The 2,515-nt window shown below is 38.2% G+C and carries 2 protein-coding genes; both read left to right on the top strand.

All coding sequences use genetic code 11. The features are described 5' to 3' along the window. Positions 1-338: 338 nt before the first annotated feature. Complete coding sequence (locus tag PHP06_11150; GenBank protein ID MDD3841097.1) at positions 339-1,598, top strand: OFA family MFS transporter; 1,260 nt, start codon at positions 339-341, stop codon at positions 1,596-1,598. A gap of 280 nt (positions 1,599-1,878) precedes the next feature. Continuing rightward, the coding region (locus tag PHP06_11145) for a LacI family DNA-binding transcriptional regulator (protein ID MDD3841096.1) at positions 1,879-2,515 on the top strand (637 nt) is incomplete at its 3' end.

The following is a 2,515-nucleotide window of genomic DNA, read 5'->3' as shown; positions in this document are numbered from 1 at the left end:
GAGTTGTTGCAACCTTGGATTGATAAGACCAATTAGGAATGGGTATTCGTATGATTTTCACTAGTTATGAGTTTTATCCTCACAACTATTTCTTAACGATTATACAGTAGTGAAAATAATTGTCCTCAAAATATAATGATTGAGTATGGTGTAGCACTATGTTTATTCGAAAGATTGCTTTGTTTGCTTTTACATCATTGTTCTCCTTTTTCTAATACTTTTGTTTGGCAATCGACTACTTCTAGAGGGTTGCTTAATCCTTTTTTTCCTATATTTTTGCTAACTCTAATATAATAAGTTCTCTTGTTAAACTGCACACTTTTGAAATTCAAAAAACTATGATCAAAATGGAAAGAAAATGGCTCATTGCCATTATGGGAACGCTTACACAATTGTCGTTGGGTACAGTATATGCATGGAGTTTTTTCCAAACTCCAATTACTGAGATGGCTGGGTGGAGCAACACGCAAGTGGCATGGGCATTTAGCTTGTCTATATTTATGTTGGGGGTGATGGCTGCTTGGGGTGGAGCAAAAATTGATAAGTATGGACCAAGAAAACTTGCTATTACTGGTGGGGTGATGTATGCGCTGGGTTATATTATCTCTGCTTATGCTCTGTCATCGGGCACATTGTGGTTGCTGTATTTAGCTTTTGGTGTGCTTGGAGGTTCTGGATTGGGTTTGGCTTATGTAACTCCTGTTGCAACTGTATCTAAATGGTTTACCAAAAATCAAGGTTTAGCCACGGGTATGGTTGTTATGGGTTTTGGGTTGGGTGCATTGGTAATGTCTAAATTATTGGCTCCTCTCTTCTTGCAGTTGAGCAGCAGCAATTTGAGTACAACTTTTCTATATATTGGTCTCACACTGATTGTTGTGTTGCCCATTAGTGCATCGTTTATGCAGCTGCCTCCAACAGATGTAAAAGATGCCGAGACAGAAACTAAACAATCGACTGTCTCTGTAGGATCTTCTGCATCAAAGTTGATTCTTTCAAAATCATTTATCATCATCTGGCTAATGTTTATGATAAATGTTGTGGCTGGGATGATTTTCATCTCATTTCAGTCTCCCCTATTACAAGATATATTGAAGTTGCAAATGCCTGCAAATGACCTTGCTGATGCTTCTGTAATTGCAAGCCTTAATGCTGCTGGAGCAACACTTATTGCTGTTAGCTCTATCTTTAATGGATTGGGGCGTTTCTTTTGGGGAGCAGTGTCCGATAAAATAGGACGTATCACAACCTTTAGATTATTGCTTGCCTTGCAGGCCGTTATCTTCGTAGCGCTTGTTTTTGTTTCACATCCTCTGCTGTTCTCTGTATTCGTTTGCATTGTGTTGCTGTGCTATGGTGGTGGTTTTGGTGTTATACCTTCTCTCATCAATGATAGTTATGGTGCTAAATTGATGCCTGTTTTGTATGGTGCAGCACTTACAGCTTGGGGTGTGGGTGGTATAATTGGTCCGCAGATTGTAGCATTTATGAAAGACAATTACGCCGATGATGCAGGGCTTTATGCATTTGTGATAGGGAGTATCACTTTAGTATTGGGATTGGTTCTTTCTTATTTGTATAGTGGCAAGAAGGTGTGATTGTAGAAGAGAAGAGTTGTTGTAAAAGATAAAAACAGATAATAAATAAGACATAAGAATATTTCAACTCTTGCTATTGATGAGGTTGATATTTTCCTCGAGGAACGTATTAGATAGCAAGACCTAAAGAATAGTCAGGTGCCTTAAACTGAGTGTCCTGATGAATTGAAAAATGAGGTGAGCAGTGACTCATATAGAGCCAAGTTTCACTTTTAACGATAAAACCCTCATTTAATAAACATTTTTCGCTATTTTTGAAGAACACCATTTTGTTTACCAAATGAGCAAACAATATATTACCTTAAAAGACATTGCTAAAGCGTTGAATTTATCAGCTTCAACAGTATCGAGGGCAATGAAAGACAATCCAGCTATTAGCGCGGATACTAGAAAGCTTGTGCAAGATTTTGCACGCAAGCACAGGTATAAGCCCAATACATTAGCTATGCAGTTGCGTACTCAGCGAAACACTACTATTGGTGTGATTGTACCAAAGCTAGTGCACTATTTTTTCTCTACTGTTTTAGCGGGCATTCAAGAGGAGGCGGAAAACTCGAATTACAATATACTTATTTGTCAGTCTGGTGAGGATTACAACAAAGAGGTGAAGAGTGTGGAGACGCTATTGGATGCGCGTGTAAGTGGAATATTGGTGTCGCAATCAAAAACAACTTTTAAATATGATCACTTTCAAGATGCTATTGACAACAATGTTGACTTGGTTTTCTTCGATCGTATATGTACAGGCATCAATACAGATAAGGTGGTGGTGGACGATTATGATGGAGCATTTGGTGCAGTTGATTATATGGCATCGACAGGATGTAAAAGAATAGCTTTTTTGGGTTCAGATGCCAATATGCCTATTTCTAATAATAGAAGAATGGGCTATGAGGATGCTCTTAGAAAGAACAAAT

It is taken from the genome of Clostridia bacterium (assembly GCA_028698525.1).
Taxonomy (GTDB): Bacteria; Bacillota; Clostridia; order JAQVDB01; family JAQVDB01; genus JAQVDB01.
This window is presented reverse-complemented; position numbering and strand designations above follow the sequence as displayed.